Source organism: Alphaproteobacteria bacterium (assembly GCA_020638555.1).
GTDB lineage: Bacteria > Pseudomonadota > Alphaproteobacteria > Bin95 > Bin95 > JACKII01.
Window position 1 is genome coordinate 1 of record JACKII010000006.1, and the last position, 15,910, is coordinate 15,910.

At 67.2% G+C, this 15,910-nt stretch carries 20 protein-coding genes; 9 read left to right on the forward strand and 11 right to left on the reverse strand.

Annotated features, from left to right (window positions below; all coding sequences use genetic code 11):
- A partial coding sequence (locus tag H6844_17815) for an LLM class flavin-dependent oxidoreductase (GenBank protein ID MCB9931264.1) occupies positions 1-1,094 on the forward strand: 1,094 nt, incomplete at its 5' end.
- A gap of 87 nt (positions 1,095-1,181) precedes the next feature.
- Here H6844_17815 and H6844_17820 read toward each other — a convergent pair.
- Positions 1,182-1,508 (reverse strand): carboxymuconolactone decarboxylase family protein, encoded by a 327-nt coding sequence (locus H6844_17820; GenBank protein ID MCB9931265.1) that lies wholly within the window; start codon positions 1,506-1,508, stop codon positions 1,182-1,184.
- 158 nt (positions 1,509-1,666) lie between these two features.
- Here H6844_17820 and H6844_17825 point away from each other — a divergent pair, with 158 nt between their 5' ends.
- The gene (locus tag H6844_17825; GenBank protein MCB9931266.1) at positions 1,667-2,104 is read left to right on the forward strand and encodes an MmcB family DNA repair protein; all 438 of its coding nucleotides are present in this window, start codon (positions 1,667-1,669) and stop codon (positions 2,102-2,104) included.
- Here the strand turns inward: H6844_17825 and H6844_17830 are convergent.
- Positions 2,101-3,102: an NADPH:quinone reductase gene (locus tag H6844_17830; GenBank protein MCB9931267.1), complete on the reverse strand. Its 1,002-nt coding sequence runs from the start codon at positions 3,100-3,102 to the stop codon at positions 2,101-2,103. The two genes, H6844_17825 and H6844_17830, sit on opposite strands and share 4 nt — an antisense overlap.
- 6 nt (positions 3,103-3,108) lie before the next feature.
- Positions 3,109-3,435, reverse strand: coding sequence for an NIPSNAP family protein (locus H6844_17835; protein MCB9931268.1), 327 nt, complete (start codon positions 3,433-3,435; stop codon positions 3,109-3,111).
- Positions 3,436-3,545: 110 nt separating this feature from the next.
- Between H6844_17835 and H6844_17840 the strand changes: the two genes are divergently transcribed.
- From H6844_17840 to H6844_17850, 3 genes are all read left to right on the forward strand, one after another.
- Positions 3,546-4,001 (forward strand): hypothetical protein, encoded by a 456-nt coding sequence (locus tag H6844_17840; protein ID MCB9931269.1) that lies wholly within the window; start codon positions 3,546-3,548, stop codon positions 3,999-4,001.
- Between the two features lie 80 nt (positions 4,002-4,081).
- Positions 4,082-4,837, forward strand: coding sequence for a DUF1028 domain-containing protein (locus H6844_17845; GenBank protein MCB9931270.1), 756 nt, complete (start codon positions 4,082-4,084; stop codon positions 4,835-4,837).
- A 130-nt stretch (positions 4,838-4,967) separates the two neighbouring features.
- A complete protein-coding gene (locus H6844_17850; GenBank protein ID MCB9931271.1) occupies positions 4,968-6,068 on the forward strand; it encodes an amidohydrolase family protein in 1,101 nt (366 codons plus the stop codon).
- Between the two features lie 173 nt (positions 6,069-6,241).
- On the opposite strand, the gene H6844_17855 is transcribed toward H6844_17850, so the two are convergent.
- The 3 genes from H6844_17855 to H6844_17865 are packed head-to-tail and all read right to left on the reverse strand — an operon-like array spanning position 6,242 to position 8,626.
- Positions 6,242-7,003 carry an enoyl-CoA hydratase/isomerase family protein gene (locus H6844_17855; GenBank protein ID MCB9931272.1) on the reverse strand — a complete coding sequence of 254 codons (762 nt, stop codon included), beginning with the start codon at positions 7,001-7,003 and terminating at the stop codon, positions 6,242-6,244.
- A complete protein-coding gene (locus tag H6844_17860) occupies positions 7,000-8,427 on the reverse strand; it encodes an amidase (protein MCB9931273.1) in 1,428 nt (475 codons plus the stop codon). The genes H6844_17855 and H6844_17860 overlap by 4 nt, the downstream gene beginning before the upstream one ends.
- 4 nt (positions 8,428-8,431) lie before the next feature.
- The gene (locus H6844_17865) at positions 8,432-8,626 is read right to left on the reverse strand and encodes a hypothetical protein (protein MCB9931274.1); all 195 of its coding nucleotides are present in this window, start codon (positions 8,624-8,626) and stop codon (positions 8,432-8,434) included.
- 91 nt (positions 8,627-8,717) lie between these two features.
- On the opposite strand from H6844_17865, the gene H6844_17870 reads away from it, so the two are divergent.
- Both H6844_17870 and H6844_17875 read left to right on the forward strand, forming a co-directional pair.
- Positions 8,718-9,497 carry a DUF2189 domain-containing protein gene (locus tag H6844_17870; GenBank protein MCB9931275.1) on the forward strand — a complete coding sequence of 260 codons (780 nt, stop codon included), beginning with the start codon at positions 8,718-8,720 and terminating at the stop codon, positions 9,495-9,497.
- Between the two features lie 152 nt (positions 9,498-9,649).
- Positions 9,650-9,964 (forward strand): hypothetical protein, encoded by a 315-nt coding sequence (locus H6844_17875; protein ID MCB9931276.1) that lies wholly within the window; start codon positions 9,650-9,652, stop codon positions 9,962-9,964.
- 33 nt (positions 9,965-9,997) lie between these two features.
- On the opposite strand, the gene H6844_17880 is transcribed toward H6844_17875, so the two are convergent.
- The 5 genes from H6844_17880 to H6844_17900 form a co-directional block, all read right to left on the reverse strand.
- A complete protein-coding gene (locus H6844_17880; protein MCB9931277.1) occupies positions 9,998-11,635 on the reverse strand; it encodes a thiamine pyrophosphate-binding protein in 1,638 nt (545 codons plus the stop codon).
- 104 nt (positions 11,636-11,739) lie between these two features.
- Complete coding sequence (locus tag H6844_17885; protein ID MCB9931278.1) at positions 11,740-12,264, reverse strand: DUF1190 domain-containing protein; 525 nt, start codon at positions 12,262-12,264, stop codon at positions 11,740-11,742.
- A 72-nt stretch (positions 12,265-12,336) separates the two neighbouring features.
- Positions 12,337-12,750, reverse strand: a complete 414-nt coding sequence (locus H6844_17890; protein ID MCB9931279.1) for a DUF350 domain-containing protein — start codon at positions 12,748-12,750, stop codon at positions 12,337-12,339.
- 61 nt (positions 12,751-12,811) lie between these two features.
- A complete protein-coding gene (locus tag H6844_17895) occupies positions 12,812-13,468 on the reverse strand; it encodes a DUF2491 family protein (protein MCB9931280.1) in 657 nt (218 codons plus the stop codon).
- The gene (locus H6844_17900; protein MCB9931281.1) at positions 13,465-14,565 is read right to left on the reverse strand and encodes an NAD-binding protein; all 1,101 of its coding nucleotides are present in this window, start codon (positions 14,563-14,565) and stop codon (positions 13,465-13,467) included. Before H6844_17900 ends, H6844_17895 begins: the two co-directional genes overlap by 4 nt.
- 177 nt (positions 14,566-14,742) lie before the next feature.
- Between H6844_17900 and H6844_17905 the strand changes: the two genes are divergently transcribed.
- Both H6844_17905 and H6844_17910 read left to right on the forward strand, forming a co-directional pair.
- A complete protein-coding gene (locus H6844_17905) occupies positions 14,743-15,174 on the forward strand; it encodes a YjfI family protein (protein ID MCB9931282.1) in 432 nt (143 codons plus the stop codon).
- Positions 15,175-15,201: 27 nt separating this feature from the next.
- The gene (locus H6844_17910; protein MCB9931283.1) at positions 15,202-15,894 is read left to right on the forward strand and encodes a PspA/IM30 family protein; all 693 of its coding nucleotides are present in this window, start codon (positions 15,202-15,204) and stop codon (positions 15,892-15,894) included.
- Positions 15,895-15,910: the final 16 nt, after the last annotated feature.

The following is a 15,910-nucleotide window of genomic DNA, read 5'->3' on the forward strand; positions in this document are numbered from 1 at the left end:
CGCTTTTTAGTGCTAACCGAGTAAAGCTCGGCGTGATGGCCTTTAATTGCTCCGGCGGTTCCACTGTCACGACCGCGCCGGAAGCCTGGCCGATGACCTGGAAGGACAATGTCGCGCTCGCGCAATTGTGCGACCGGGCGGCCTTCGAGGCGCTGTTCCCGGTCGGCCGGTGGAAGGGCTATGGCGGCGACAGCAATTTCAACCACCGCACGTTCGAAACCCTGACCTGGGCGGCGGGCCTGGGCGCGGTGACCGAGCGGATCGCGGTGTTGTCCACCGTGCACGTGCCGCTGATGCACCCGGTGGCGGTGGCCAAGCAGGCGGCCACCATCGACCACATCACCAATGGTCGCTTCGTCCTCAACATCGTCTGCGGTTGGTTCCGCGACGAGTTCGAGATGTTCGGGGCCGAATGGCGCGAGCACGACCGGCGCTATGAGTATGCCGCCGAATGGCTCGCCCTTTGCCGCAAGCTCTGGACCGCGACGGAGGAGTTCGACTGGCAGGGGGAATTCTTCCAGGGCAAGGGCCTCTGGAGCGAGCCGAAGCCGGTGCAAACGGGCGGCCCCGTGGTAATGAATGCCGGCTCCTCGCCCGTCGGCCAGCGGTTTTCCGCCACCCATTGCGATATGAATTTCGTCATGCTGCGCCAGAAGGACGAGGCGAGCGACCGCGCCCAGATCGCCCACCTGAAGGGCATGGCGGCGGAGAACGGCCGCGCCTCGCAATGCTGGATCCATGTCTATGTCGTCTGCCGCGAGACCGAGACGGAGGCGCGGGAGGCGCTGCACCGCTATGTCATCGACTATGGAGACAATGTGGCGGTGGCGAACATGCTTTCCACCTTCGGCATGGAGTCGGAGACATTGGAGCCGGCGGTGATGGAGGCGTTTCAATTCCATTTCAAGGCCGGCCTTGGCGGCTATCCGCTGGTCGGCACGCCGGAACAGATCGTCGACCGGATCGAGCGCCTGTCGGCCATGGGCGTGGACGGGCTGCTGATCTCGTGGCTGGATTATCTGGGCGAATGCCGCCAGTGGATCGACCGGGTGCTGCCGCTGATGGAGCAGGCGGGGCAGCGGCTGCCGGCGTGAGGGCGCCCTGTCCTTGAAACGGACCACCCGCCGCCGGGCGGTTGCGGGGCGGCGGGTGCCGGATGGAGAGGGCGAATGCCCCGGCGGTCAGCCGGCTTCGCGCTTTTCCAGAACCTCTTTGAAGATCGTCGCCGCCGTCATCGCCGTCGGCCAGCCGCTATAGAAGGCGAGATGGGTGATGACCTCCTTGATCTCGTCCACGGTCAGGCCGTTGTCGAGGGCGCGGTTCAGGTGGCCGACCATCTGCCGCTCCTTGCCAAGGGCGATCAGCGTGGCGACGACGATCAGCGAGCGGTCGCGCTTCGAGAGCTGCGGCCGTTCCCAGACGTCGCCGAACAGCACGTCTTCGGTGAGTTCGATCAGCTTGGGCGTGAAATTGCGGACCGCGTCGCGCGGGCTGGGTTGATTGGCCATGTCGGGGGTTTCCTTTTCGGTCGGGTGGACAAATCCCGAAATCAGCCTAACGCCCGAGGCTCCGATCCGTCCAGCGGCCTTGGCCCCGAGCCGGACAGCGCCGGTTGACAGCGCCAGCGGCGGGCGGCAAGGTGCGAATTGAAACGAACAGGGAACAAATGTGCGCAACCATGGCCGATCCCCGCCCCGGACAGATCCTGACCCGCGGCCTGCTCCGCGCCCTGCACCAGCAGGGCTGGGCCGCGATCAGCGAGGTGACGCTGGCCACCGGCCGCCGGGTCGACGCCATGGCCATCGACGGCAAGGGCGAGATCACCGTGGTCGAGGTGAAATCGTCGGTCGCCGACTTCCAGTCGGATGGCAAATGGCACGAATACCGCGACTTCTGCGACCGCTTTTTTTTCGCCGTCCCGACCGACTTCCCGCAGGACCTGTTGCCCGCCGATAGCGGCCTGTTCGTGGTGGACCCCTATGGCGGCGCGTTGATCCGACCGGCACCGGTGCACAAGCTCTCGGCGGCGCGGCGCAAAGCCCTGCTCATCACCTTCGCCGCACTGGCGAGCCGCCGCCTGCACGCGTTGGAAAGCGCGTCCTAGGCCTTGCGCTCCGGTTCGACGATGACCGTGCCGAGCTTGGTGCCGGCCTCCACCGCCTCGTGCGCCGCCACGATCCGGTCGAGCGGGAAGGCGTCGGCGACGCGATGGATGCGCTCGCCCTCGGCCAGCCAGCGGGTGATGTCGCGCTGGGCCGCCTGGCGCGCGGCCAGCGGCAGCACGTTCAGCACGAACGGCCGCAGCGTCGCGTTCCGGCCCATCAGCAGGCCGAACGGGATTTCCGGGTTGAGGTTGCCGTCGGAGGCATAGGCGGTCACCACGCCGTTCAGCTTCAGGCAGGCGAGCGTCGCTGGCAGGTTGCCGCCGAAATCCACGTCGACCACCCGGTCCACGCCCTCGCCATCGGTGAGGTCGAGCACGGCCCGGCCCACATCCTGCACGCGGTAGTTGACCGTGGCATCCGCACCGCCGGCCTCCGCCTCGGCGGCCTTTTCCGGGCCGCTGACGGTGGCGATCACGCGCGCGCCACCCCAGGCCGCCAGTTGCACCGCGTAATGGCCGACCGCGCCGGCACCGCCCGTGACCAGCACGGTCTTGCCCCGCACTGGCCCATCCGAGAACACGCCATAGTGGGCGGTCATGCACGGAATGCCGAGGCAGGCACCGGCGGCAAAGCTGACCTCGTCCGCCAGCGGCGTCACCAGCCCGACATCCAGGGCGATATACTCCGCCGCGGTGCCATGGGTGCGGCCGCCGCGCTGGCCGTTGTAGAGCCAGACGCGCCGGCCGAGCCAGTGCTCGCCGACGCCGGCGCCGACCTGGTCGACCACGCCGGCGCCGTCGCTGTTCGGAATGACCAGCGGCCCGTCCATGGCGGTGTAGCGGCCTTGCCCCAGCCGGCGTTTCACGTCGGCCGGGTTGACGCCGGAGGCGGCGAGCCTGACCCGCACCTCTCCCGGGCCGGCGGTGGGCGTGGGCTGCTCGCCCACCTGCAACACCCGGGCCGCGGGACCCAGGCGCTCGTACCAGGCAGCGCGCATCGGGCGTCAGTCCGTGCCGGGCATGGTGAAGTCGGTGGGCGTCATGGTGACGCTCGTCAGCCGCTCGACAATCGGCGCGTCGGCCTCGCTGTCGCCCTTGGCTTTCACCCAGGCGGGATCGTTGCGGAACTTGTCCCAGTTGGCCTTCATCGCCGCGGCATCCGGGTGGCGAACGATATAAATAAGGCAATTCGGGTCATTTTCGGCCACCCAATAGCCGACATTGCCGATGCCGTTCTTCTCGAACAGGGTGCAGGTGTGGTCGCGGAAGCGGGCGAGCAGGTTGGGCATGCGGCCGGGATGGGTATAATATGTGCGCAATTCGTATAGCATGGCGTATCCTCTGAACGGTTCGCTGGGTTGCCTGTCGGCATACTAACGCCGAAACGGGGGCGAGCGGAACCGGGAATAGGGTGACGATACGGGCTGAGGAGAGCGGCGGTATGGACCGAACGGCTTACGATAAGCCGTCAATCCTGACGCGGATTGCGGTCGGCAAGGGGGTCGGGTTTCTGATCGGCCTTGCCGGGTTCATTGTCTTGCCTTGGTTGTGGCCGGATGCGGACCCGCTGCTGCGTTGGGGTATCCTGCTCTGGTATGCGACGCTGGGTGCGGTCGTCGGCGTGTTCGGGGTGCTGAGCTACAACCCGGTGCTGCGGCTGCCCATGCCCTGGTGGGTGCGGGCGCCGATTATCGGCGCGTGGATGAATTTCGTGCTGACCTTCTTCGCCTACGACCAGATGAAAGCCGCCATTGTCGCCATGTTGGGGATCGGCCTGTCGCCGTTCTGGTTTGCGCTGGAAGGGGCCATCGTCGGGGCGATCATCGGCGGGATCGCCACGCGGTTGGGCGGGGAGGGCCGCCGGGCCGCCGACGTGATGGCCGACGACGAGGCGTAACACCCGTCGGGTTTGACATTGGCCCCTTGAATGCCTCCCGGTAGGCTGGCGGGCAACACCGCCAGACGGGGAGGCCCGCCATGACCTTTTCCATCATCGCCCAATGCCCGCACACCGGCGCCTTTGGCGGGGCGGTGGGGACGTCTTCGCTGGCGGTGGGCAATCGCTGCCTGCATGTGCGCCATGGCGCCGGCGCCTTTCTCAGCCAGCACCGCACCGATCCGCGGCTGGGCGAGCGGGGCGCGGCCTTGCTGGCGGGCGGGCACAGCGCGGCGGCGGCCATGGCGGAGGTGAGGCGGGCGCCTGACATTGGCTGGCGCCAGCTGGCGGCGCTGGATGCGGCCGGCGGGATCGCCGTGCATCATGGCGACCGGATTTACTCGATCACCACCCATGCCGTCGGTGAGCGCTGCGTGGCCATCGGCAATATCCTGGCTAACGAGCGCATCACCGACGCGATGGTTGCGGCGTTTGCGGGCGCGGCGGCGGAACCGCTGGAATGGCGTCTGGTCCGTGCCATGGAGGCGGGCCGCGACGCCGGCGGCGAGGTGCTGGAGCCGCTGCGCTCGGCGGCGCTGGTGGTCTCCGGACCGGATGGGATGGACCGTTGCAATCTGCGGGTCGACCGGGCCGGGGAGGCGGTGGCGGCGCTCCGGGACCTGCTCGCGGCCTATGGCGACCAGGAGGCCGGGCTGCGCGCCGTCGCCTTTGAACCCGAGAGCGTGCCGGTCGCCCGCCCGCTGTTCGAGGCCTCGGTGCGGCGGATTGCGGACCTGGGTCTGGAGCGACGCTTCCCGACCCAGGCCCGGCGCGGCGACTGGGTGTTGAGGGACTGACCGTCCGCCGCCCGGTGCCGCCGCCCGGTGCCGCCGTCCGGTGCCACGGGCTGGGAGAGTGGCGGGATTGCCGCCGTTGCTAGGCTGGCGGATACTGGCGCCGGAACCGATCACGGGAGGACTATGCGCCATGTCCAGCACCACCAAGCCGGCCCGCGGCGGCCTGATCCCCGTCGCTTGCGGAGTGGAAACCGGCAGCGGCGGCGGACGCGCTCACACCCACGCGCATCCGAAACGGCGGGAGGTGATCGTCGGCGGCGCGAAGGTGCGGACCATCGACATTCACGCCCATTGCGCCGTGCCGGCAGCCTTGGCGCTGATGGGGCTGAAGCCGCTCGGCGGGCCCGGCCTGCGCGAGGATCTGGACATGAAGGCGGCGCTTGACCTGCGCCTCTCGGTCATGGACCGGCAGGGCATCGACATCGAGGCGCTCAGCATCAATCCGAACTGGTATCGCATCGACGACCGGGATTTGGCTGCCCAAGTGATCCGCGTCCAGAACGAGGCCTTGGCCGAGGCCTGCGCCACCACGCCGGACCGGTTCGTGGCGTTTGCCTCCGTCGCCCTGCAATTCCCGGACCTGGCCGCGGCGCAACTGGAAGAGGGGGTGCGGAAATACGGGCTGAAAGGCGCGGCGGTGGGCGGCAATGTCGTCGGCGCGGAACTGGCCGATCCGAAATTTCACCCCTTCTGGCAGAAGGCGGAGGAGCTGGGCGTGCTGGTGTTCATCCACCCGCAGGCGGACGGCGCGCCGACGCAGCTCGGCCACCGCTTCGGGGGCAACGGCTATCTTTCCAACGTCATCGGCAACCCGCTGGAGACGACGATTGCGCTGGCCCATCTGATTTTCGAGGGCACGCTGGATCGCTTCCCCGGCCTGAAACTCTGCGCGGCCCATGCGGGCGGTTTCCTGCCCAGCTATGCCGGGCGCTTCGACCGTGGCTGCCCGACCCGGCCCGACCTCTGCCCCGGCGGCGAGCACGGCTGCATCGAGAAGGCGCCGAGCGACTATCTGAAACAAATCTACTACGACACCATGCTGTTCCGGCCCGAAGGCGTACGCCATCTGGCGGCGGAGGTGGGGGTGAGCCAGTTGATGGTCGGCACCGACTACCCCTATCCCTGGACCGAAACCGCGGTCGACCTGATCCTGGAGACGCCGGACCTCTCCGATGCCGACAAGCGGGCGATCCTCTGGGGGAATGCGGCGGGGCTGCTGGGGCTGGAGTAGGGGGAGCCGCAGCCTCGCAATTGCCTCCCGCCGTCATTGCGAGCCCGCGAAGTGGGCGTGGCAATCCAGGTCCAACCTCTGTATGGCTCGTGCCGCTGCCCTGGATCGCCACGCGGCTTTGCCGCTCGCGATGACGGGAGAGGGGCCGCCACCGAGCGACCGCGCGCCCGGCCTTACCCTTTTTTCTTCGCCAGGAAGTCGTCGATGAAGCGCTGCGGCTCGCCCCTGGCGAAGGCCTCCTGCTGGCCCAGAACGCCGGCGCGGAACGCCTCCTCGAAGCCGCGGAGCGCCACCTCGCGGAAGCGCTTCTTGGTGCGGGCGAAGGCGGTGGGCAACTTGCCGGCCAGCAGTTCGGCCAGCTCGCAGGCAGTCGGGATCACCTGCTCCCTGGCGACCACCCGGTTCAGCAGGCCGAAGCGCTGCGCCTCGTCCGCTTCCATCATGCGCCCGGTCATGGAGAGTTCCTGGTTCAGCGACCAGGGCAGGTTCAGGCTGATCCAATAGCTGCCCATCACGCTCGGAATGCCGGCATTGACCTCCGGCTGGCCGAGCCTGGTGCCGGGATGGCCGACGCGCAGGTCGCTGACCAGTGCGATCTGGAAGCCGCCGCCGCTGGCAATGCCGTTCAAGGCGGCGATCACCGGCTTTTCGGTCATCACGATCTGCCTGTAGACGTTGCAGACGGTGCCGAACCACTCCTCGATCTGGTGCACCTGCACGCCCCGCGCCTCGACCAGATCGGCCCCGGCGCAGAAGGCCCGGTCACCGGCGCCGGTCAGCACGATGCCTTTCACGGATGGGTCGGCATCCAGTTCGACCAGCGTTTCGGCAATGCCGCGGGCGAGCGGCGTGTTCAGGGCGTTCAGGCTGGCGGGACGGTTGAAGATCAGCAGGGCGATATCGCCCTGCATCTCCACCCGGACGGCATCGCTCATGCGGGCAACTCCGGTGCTTTGGCGGCAAAGTCGGTGGCGTCCTCATAGGCGGCGGCGGCGCGGTAGAGCGTCGCCTCCGCATACGGACGGCCCACCAGTTGGAACGAGGCCGGCAGGCCGTTGGCGGTGAAGCCCGCCGGCACGCTCAACCCCGGCAGGGAGAGATAGTTGAACGGCCGTGTGCAGCGGCTGATGCGGGCGATCACGGCGGCAAAGCCCTGCCGGTCGCCCATATTGGTCTCCATGATCGTGGGGATTTCCATGTCGAACGTGGGCACGTGCAGCACGTCGCAATCCGCGAATGCCGCCTCGCAGAATTCCCGCACGATACGGGGGCGCACTTGCAGGGCGGTCAGGTAGTCGGTGGCGCTGACCGCAAAGCCGGACTCCAGACGGGCGCGAGGCTGGGGGCTGTAGTCCTGCGGGCGGGTGCGCAGCCAGTGGGCGTGCAGGGTGGCGCTTTCGCTGCCGGTGATCAGGTTGGCGAGGTCGGTGTTGGGCTCCGGGCTCGGGATGTCCACGGGCACGATCACGGCGCCCAGATCGGCGAAGACCGCCAGCGACCGCTCCATGGCCTCCGCGACCGACGGGTCGAGCGAGGCGCGGTAATAGGTATCCGGCACGCCGATGCGCAGCCCCTTGACCTCCGGGTTGCGGCAGGCGGCCTCGTAGTCGGGCAGGGGGCGGGTGCTGCAGGTGGCGTCGTTCGGGTCCGCGCCGGCGACCACGGCAAACATGCGGGCGTTGTCGCGGACGGTGCGGGTGAGCGGGCCGATGGTGTCATGGGTGAAGGACAGGCCCATCGCGCCATAGCGGCTGACCCGGCCGCTGGTCGGCTTGATCCCGACCACGCCGTTGGCGCCGGCCGGCAGGCGCACGCTGCCGCCGGTGTCGGAGCCGAGCGCGCCGAAGGCCATGCGCGCGCCGGTCGCCGAGCCGGAGCCGCTGGACGAGCCGCCGGTGATGTGGTCCGGGTTCCAGGGGTTGCGGCAATGGCCCCAGTGCTCGTTATGGCCGGTCGGTCCCAGCGCGAACTCCGACATGTTGAGCCCGCCCAGATAGACCGCGCCGGCGGAGTCCAGGCGCTGCATCACCGTGGCGGTGATGTCCGGGCGGAAATCCTTGCGAATCTTCGAGCCGCAGGTGGCCAGCATGCCGGCGCGGTAAAACATGTCCTTGTGCGCCAGCGGCACGCCGGCCAGCGGCCCCAGCGTCTCGCCGCGGGCGCGGGCGGCGTCCGTCGCGTCGGCCATGTCCAGGGCCAGGTCGGCCTCCAGGTGGATGAAGGCGTTGGTGACCGACTGCCAGAGAGCGATTCGGTCCAGGCAGGCCCGGGTCAGCTCGTGGGACGAGATCTCGCCCGCGGCGATGGCGTCGGCGGCCTGGGTCAGGCTCCAGAGGGTGGGATCGCTGGCCTTGGTCATGGCTTTAGTCATGGCTTTCGGCTTCCATCACCACGAGCACTTGCGACGGCTCGGTGTCGAACATCGAGCCGGGTGCCAGGCGTTCGAAACTGGCTTTCGCCCGCTCCAGCATGCGGACGGCACGGTCCGCACTTTCCGCCCCGCCCGGATAGCCTTGGCCATCCACCAGCCAGGCTTTCATTTGATCCTTGTCAATCATCAGTGTCTCCTGCTCGCTATGGTGTTAGTCTAGGCGGGGATCAGCCGCCATGCCAGGAGGCAACGCCATGCAAGAACGAGTCCAAGCGCCCATGTCGACCCCCGCAGCCGGGAGCGCCGGATATCCGGTGCGGAATGTTTCCTTCGATGCCCCCTGGGAATGGCTGGGGGCGGGCTGGCGAGACCTTTGGCGGGTCTGGCCGATATCGCTGGCCTATGGGGCCGTGTTCGCCGTGGTCGCGCTGGCCCTGCTGGTCGGATTGTTCGTCCAGGACGGCCAGGCGGTGATCGTGGCGTTGGCGGCGGGATTTCTCCTGCTGGGTCCGATTCTGGCGGTCGGCCTCTATGAGGCCAGCCGGCGGTTGCTGGCGAACGAACCGGTGACGTTTGGCGCCGTCGCCTTCGTGCGCACGGCCTCGCCCTTGCAGTTGGCCTATCTGGGCGTGGTTCTGACCCTGTTGTTTCTGTTCTGGGTGAAGTTCGCCATGCTGCTGTTCGCCCTGTTCCTGGGCCAGCAGGCGTTTCCGCCGCTGACGCAGTTGCCGGCGATGCTGTTGCTGACGGTCGATGGCGTCGGCTTGCTGGTGGTCGGCACGGCGCTGGGGGCGGCTCTCGCGGTCGCCGCGTTTGCGCTGTCGGCCATGAGCGTGCCGCTGCTGATGCACAAGCGGACCGACTTTTTCACCGCGATCGCCACCAGCATCAAGGCCCTGACCGTGAACCCGCGCGCCCTGCTGCTTTGGGCCGGCCTGATCGCGGCCCTGATGGTTCTCGGCATGGCGACCGTGTTCGTCGGCTTCATCATTGCCTTTCCCCTGATCGGCCACGCCACCTGGCACGCCTATCGGGCGGTTGTGGTCACCGACGACTGACCGACCCCAGCCGAGGACCGGGTGGGGGCTCCGCGACGCTAAACGGATCTTAACCGACGCCCGTCATGTTGGCGGGCGGAGGAGGTCGGCTGGCCCCTTTGCCTTGGGAAAGGGCGGCTGACATGGTTGGAAAAGCATGGGTCCTGGGGGGCGTGGCGGCTCTGGTCTGGCTGAATGCCGTCATGGCGGCGCCGCGCGAGGGCGAGGTAAAGATCGTTTCCAACCCGGTTGCGTGCCTGGAGCTGAATGCTTCCGGCACGATTGTCTACAATCGCTGTGATGAATTTTTGCGCTTTGTCTGGCGCAATCGCAGCAATTGCACCGAGGGATGCGAGACCGAACTGGTACCCGGCGGCTTTGCCATGGTCAGCGGCCTGAGCGGCTTTCATGTCTATGGCGCCTGCCGGAGCAGGGAGTTGCCCGCCTGGCTCGGCTGGCGCTACTCCTGCTACCCGCAACCCCGCTGACCCCGCGGCCTCGGCGCGGCCTGCCGGTCCGGCTCAGACGCTCACCTCGTCGGTGAACGGGCTGATGTCGCGCTCGTCCAGCAATAGGTGCAGCAGGGCCGGCCCTTCGGTGGCCAGGGCCTTGGCGAAGGCCGGCGCAAAATCCCGGGTGCGCTCGACGCGGAACGACGGCATGCCATAGCCCTCGGCCACCTTGGCGAAGTCCGGGCTTTGCAGGCGGGTGCCGTGCACGCCTTCCTCGCCATAGCGGCGCTGCTGCGAAACCATGATCGAGCCCCAGGCGCCGTTGTCGCAGAGGATGCAGATCAGCTTGAGGCGGTGTTGCACCGCCGCCACCAGTTCCTGGCCGCTCATGAGGAAGCCGCCGTCGCCGACAAAGGCCACCGCCGGCGCGTTCGGCTTGGCCAGGGCGGCGCCGATGCCGCCCGGCGTGGCATAGCCCATGGCGCCGGACATCGGCCCGGCCTGGGTGTGGGGGCGGTTGAAGCGGTAATAGCGGTGGACCCAGCGGGCAAAGGTGCCGGAATCGGTCAGGATCACCGCATCGTCCGGAACCTGGCTCTGCATCTCGGCGACACAGGCGGCCAGGTCGACCTGGCCGTGAATGTGGATCGTGCCGGGCCGCGCGAACGCATCGAACGCCGCGTGCAAGCCATTGCGCCAGGCCAGCCGCTCGGGCGAGGGAGCGGCGACCGCCTCCGTCAGCGCCTGTAGCGCCGGGATCACGTCGGCGGCGGCCGCAACCTCTGCCGCGCCGCGGGCCAGCACCTCACGGTCGGGGAAGACATGGATCAGCGTCTGGTCGGCGCGCGGAATGGTGAATTCCTGGGTGGAGATGCCGTCGAGCCGGCAGCCCATGGCGATGATCAGGTCGGCGTCCTCGAACGCCTCGCGCTGGAACGCAACGCGGTTGATCTCCAGATGGCCGAAATAGGCCGCGTGCTCGTTGGGGAAGGTATCCTGCCGGCGATAGGCAGCGGCCACGGCGACGCCGCTCGCCTCGGCGAATGCGACCAGGGCCGGGGTGGCATCGTCGATCGAGATCATCTCGCCGGCGATCAGGACCGGCTTCCTCGCCTGGTTGATGAGCGCCGCGGCCGCGGTCACATCGTCCGGCGCCATGCCGGCGCGCGCACGCGGACGGAGCGTCGGCGGCAGGGTGTCGCCGGCATCGCCCTCGGTGATGTCCTTGGGCATGACCACGATCACCGGACCGGGCCGGCCGGCGGTGGTGAGGGTGACGGCGCGGGCGACGACCTCCGGTATCTGGGCGCTGGTTTCGGGCTCCAGCACCGCCTTGGCGATCTTGCCGAACATCTGGTGGTAGTCGATTTCCTGAAACGCCTCCCGCCCCTTGGTGGCGGTGGGGACATGGCCGACGAACAGCAACAGCGGCGTCGAATCCTGCGAGGCGGTGTGCACGCCGATGGAGGCGTTGGTCGCCCCCGGTCCGCGGCTGACAAAGCCCGCCGCCGGCCGGCCGGCAAGCTTGCCGAACGCCTCGGCCGCGAAGGTCACGCCGGACTCGTGCCGCGGCGTGACCAGCTTGATCGCGTTGCCGGAATTCTGGATCGCGCGGAGGATCGGCAGATAGCTCTCGCCGGGCACGGAAAACGCCGTGTCGACACCGTATTCGATCAAAGTCCGGACCAGGGCCTGTCCGCCATCCATGGGGGTGTTCCTCGCGCAAACGGGTATCGGAAATCGGCGACCGTTATAGCGCAGGCCGATGGGCGATGGCAGGCGGAAACCGTAACGGGCGGGAAGGGGGGCTCCTAGCCGCCCCAGCCCGAGGACCGGGCGCCGAACCCGCCGCGGCTGATGGTCTGGGTACGCGAACGGGTGGGCTGCGTCGCCCATTCCGGCAGCCGCGCCGTGGAGCCATAGCGGTCGCCGACCGAATAGCCGGTACCGGTGGTCAGCGAGCCCGGCGCCTGGCGCGTGCGGTAGAGCGGCGCGCTGCCCTGGCTGTAGCTGTCCAATGCGCGCGAGGCGAGAAAGCCCATCATCAGCGGCAACCAAACGCTGCCACCGGACGAGTTGCTGTAGCCCTGGCAGTCATTGGCGCCGAACTGGGCGTAACAGTCGTCGCGCGAGGCGAACCGCGGTGCATTCTGCAGATGCTCCTTCAGCGCCTCCTTGTGCATATCGATGCACTGTTCGGGCGTCAGGTCGCCGGTGTCGATGCAGTTCTTGACGTCGCGATAGACCTTCGCTTCGACCTCCGGGTCATCGCACGCTTGCAACAACAGGGCGCTGGCGCCCATCAGGCTGAGCGCAACGGCTTTCGAGCGTTTCATCGGCGGAAGCCCTCCTTATGGGCTGACAGACGAGCCGGGAACCGGGGCATCAACAGGGATATCAACGGGGCATCAATACGTCATGCAGGCGGCGTTCAGCACGCCCGCGGCCAGCGAACCGGCGCCGAGCCAGACACCGGCGCTGACCTCGCCGCCGGCGATGCGGGCCGACAGCCGGTCCACGCCCAAGCGCAGCACGAAATAGGCCAGCACCTGCACCACCAGCGCGACCAGGCCCCAGATGACGCAATCGCCCAGGCTCACCGAATTGGTGATGGCGCTGGCCAACGGAATGACAAAGCCCAAAAGGCTGCCGCTGAAGGCGATGGCGGCGGCCGGATTGTCGGCACGGATCAACCGCAACTCGTTATGGGCCGTCACGAAGCTGTAGATCACCGCATAGATCAGCGTGAGGATCAGGGCGGCGCCCAGATACATCAGGAAGTTCGGCAAACCGCCGATCGAAGCGGCTATGGAAAAATGCATCGGAAAGGCTCCTTTGCCTTGCGGTTCGGATGGCCGGCAACCGGCTTGGGGAAAACGCGGGTCAGATGATCTTGAACATGCCGGGGTCCAGGTCGACCCCCAGCATGACTTCGACGCTGCGGCCGTCGTCACGCTCTTCGATGGCCAGCAGCAGATACTCGCCGAAGCCGGGGCCGTTGGGGATCTGGCGGCCGTAGAGCATGACGTCCTGGCCGATGACGGTCACGCTGCCGTCGCCGTCCAGCACCCGTTCCTGAAAGCGCACCGGCGCGGTCCATCCCGGCTCCTCGGCAAACCAGATGCGTTCGTAGAAGGTGCCGTCGTCGTCCGCCTTGAACGAAGGCAGGCCCAGGCGCCCGCCGCGCCCCTCCCACTCCTGCCAGGCCCCGCCTTCCGGGTAATAGGAGGTGTAGGGGACGTACAGCGTCACTTCCTTGACATGCGTATCGCTCTCGCCGCCCACGCACAGGATCTGGAACATGGTGTTGGCGTCGGTGTAGTAGCGGTGCACGAAAGAGCCGTCGCCCAGGTCGACCCGGCCCTTGGCGCTGATGAACAGGGTGTCGCCCGGCAGTTCGAATTTCAACTGGTCGGCCATCATGCGGAAGCGCAGCGTGTCGACCTCCACCGCCGCGCCGATGCGCAGCCCCAGCGGGCCGGTCTGAGGGGCTGCCGGCTCGCTGGTGCCGAACAGGCTCTTCAACAGGTTGAGAATCATCCGCCGCTTTCTTTCTGCATCGAGGCCCAGTCCAGGGACGCCGGGTCCAGCCGCCTTGCGGCAATATAATAGATCGTATGCCCCCCTTTGACGACCCGGTCATCCGGCGGGTTGAGCGCCAGCGACTCGTTGGTGCGGTCCTCCGCAACCCCCAGAACCGTGGCGTGATGGCGTTCCTTCATGGACCGGAAGACAGCGCCGAAGCGCAAGTCGTTGCAGCTCTCCGGCACCGGCATGCTGTAGAGCGTCGGATCGACCAGGGTCGAGAGCATGGTTTTCGGCACGCGGGAGGACCCGGGGTCGTCCGCGGTCCGCACCAGCAGTTCGATCGACATGGGCAACAGGCATTCGGCCCGGGGACAGTGGGATTTCAGCAGGTCGGCCACCACCTCGTCATGGAAGAAGGCGGCAATGTGCAGATTGGGGTTGCGGGCCGCCACGGCAAGGCCGGCGGCCAGGGTCTCGTTGTCGTCGCGGCCCAGGATAATGGCCCGCCCGGCCGTGACGATGCCGGCGCGGTCCAGCACCTCCGCGTGGGTCATGGTCTGGCCCCGCACGAAATGGACCTGGTCGGGCATGGGGTTTTCCATGGCCTGGTCCGCCACCAGCACGATTTCCCGGTCGCGGGAATCGCCGCGCATATAGCTGACCATGCGCCGGGTGGCGTCGCCCGCCCATCCCAGAATCAGGGTGTGGTTCATCAGGTCCCGATAATCGCCGAGCCCACGCATGCGCCGTCTCCAATAGCCCGAGGCCGATTGCACCACTTTTGCGATGACACTGGTGAAAAGGGCGATCCCGCCCGGCATCACCCAGAACACGGCCACCAGCCGGCCGAATGTCGTCGCCGGCGAAAGATCGCCATAGCCGACCGTGGTCGATGTCACGATGTAGAAATACCAATACACCGAAGGCGCTGCGATATCATCCGCCTCGGTCAGGGACATCAACGCCCACGATGTCGTGTAGTGAACCAAGGCGATAACGCCGATGGCCGGCCAGGTGAGCTCGGCAATGTGCCGATAAAGCACCCGCCCCAGAACGGTGACATACCGGGATGCGGCGCCGCTCCAGGAGGAAGTCGGGTGTGCGGCCATACTCAACCTTCTGTCGGGCGGTATCATAAGAGTTGCGAATAGCAAAAGATGCTATCATCTAATGCCAGCTTGCATTCGTTGCAGCAATTGTCGCTTTTGTGAAGGGCCGCCCACGGGTGGGGTGGCCAGCCCGCGGGCCGGAAGCATCCGCTCCCGCCCAGACAACCGGAGATTGTCATGCCCAGTGATATCTGGACGACGGAGAGTTTGTTTCAGGCTCTTCAGACCACCGATGCCGCCAAACAGGGGGCGATCCGGCTGGAGTTGATCAGCGGTTCCGAAGACAGCATTGCCGCAACCATGGCGGATTTCGGCGATCTCGCCGTCGTCATGAGCACCGGTGCCGAGCAGATCCTGGCCCAGGTGCTGTTGTGGAAGATCAGCGATCTGAAGGATCCGGCCGCCTTTGCCATTGCGGCGCTGCGGACGCACAAGCTGATGCCGCTTTCGACCTTCGGCATCACCAAGGGCCCGGACGGCCACGACTATTACGAGTTGTTTGGGGCTCTGTCCGCCAGTTCCAAACTGGAAAATGTCGTCCTGGAACTGGAGACCCTGGCCGCCAACGCCATCGAGGCCGTCGAGGCCTATGCCGATTACCGCCGCTAAGCGCGCCCCAACCGAAGGACCTACCCCATGGGCATTCTGAGCAAACTCGTCACGGCCGTACGCGGTGGCGCCACCGAAATGGGCGAAGCGATCGTCGACAGCCAGGCGCTGCGCATCCTCGACCAGGAAATCCGCGATGCCGACAGCGAACTGGTGCAGTCCAAGAACGCGCTGGTCGACCTGATGGCAAAGAAGAAGGTGCTTGACCAGAAGGTCACGGCACTCGAGCGCCAGAAGAACGAGTACGAGGGCTATGCCTTGCAGGCGCTCAACAAGAATGACGAGGCGCTGGCGATGGACATCGCCAACAAGGTGGCCGAAATCGAGTCGGAACTGGCCGGCGAAAAGGAGCTGGTGCAGCAATACGCGGCGTCGGAAACCCAGGCCAAGCGGGCCATCCAGGCCGCCGAGGGCAATCTGCGCCGCCTGAAGCAACAGGTCGATACCGTGAAGGTGACGGACCGGGTGCAGCGCGCCCAGGCCACCATTGCCGAACGCCATTCCGGCGCCGAGTCGAAAATGAACACCGCGCTGAGCTCATTGGAGCGGATCAAGGCGCGCCAGACCGAGCAGGCGGCGCGCTTCGAGGCGGCCAAGGAACTGGAGCAGGGGCCGAGCGGCGATCTGAAATCGCGATTGCAGGCCGCCGGCATCACCGAGGGGGCCTCGTCCGGTGCATCCGTGCTTGCCCGGCTGCGCTCGCAAAAGGCGATTGCATAGAACGGCTTCGCCCCTT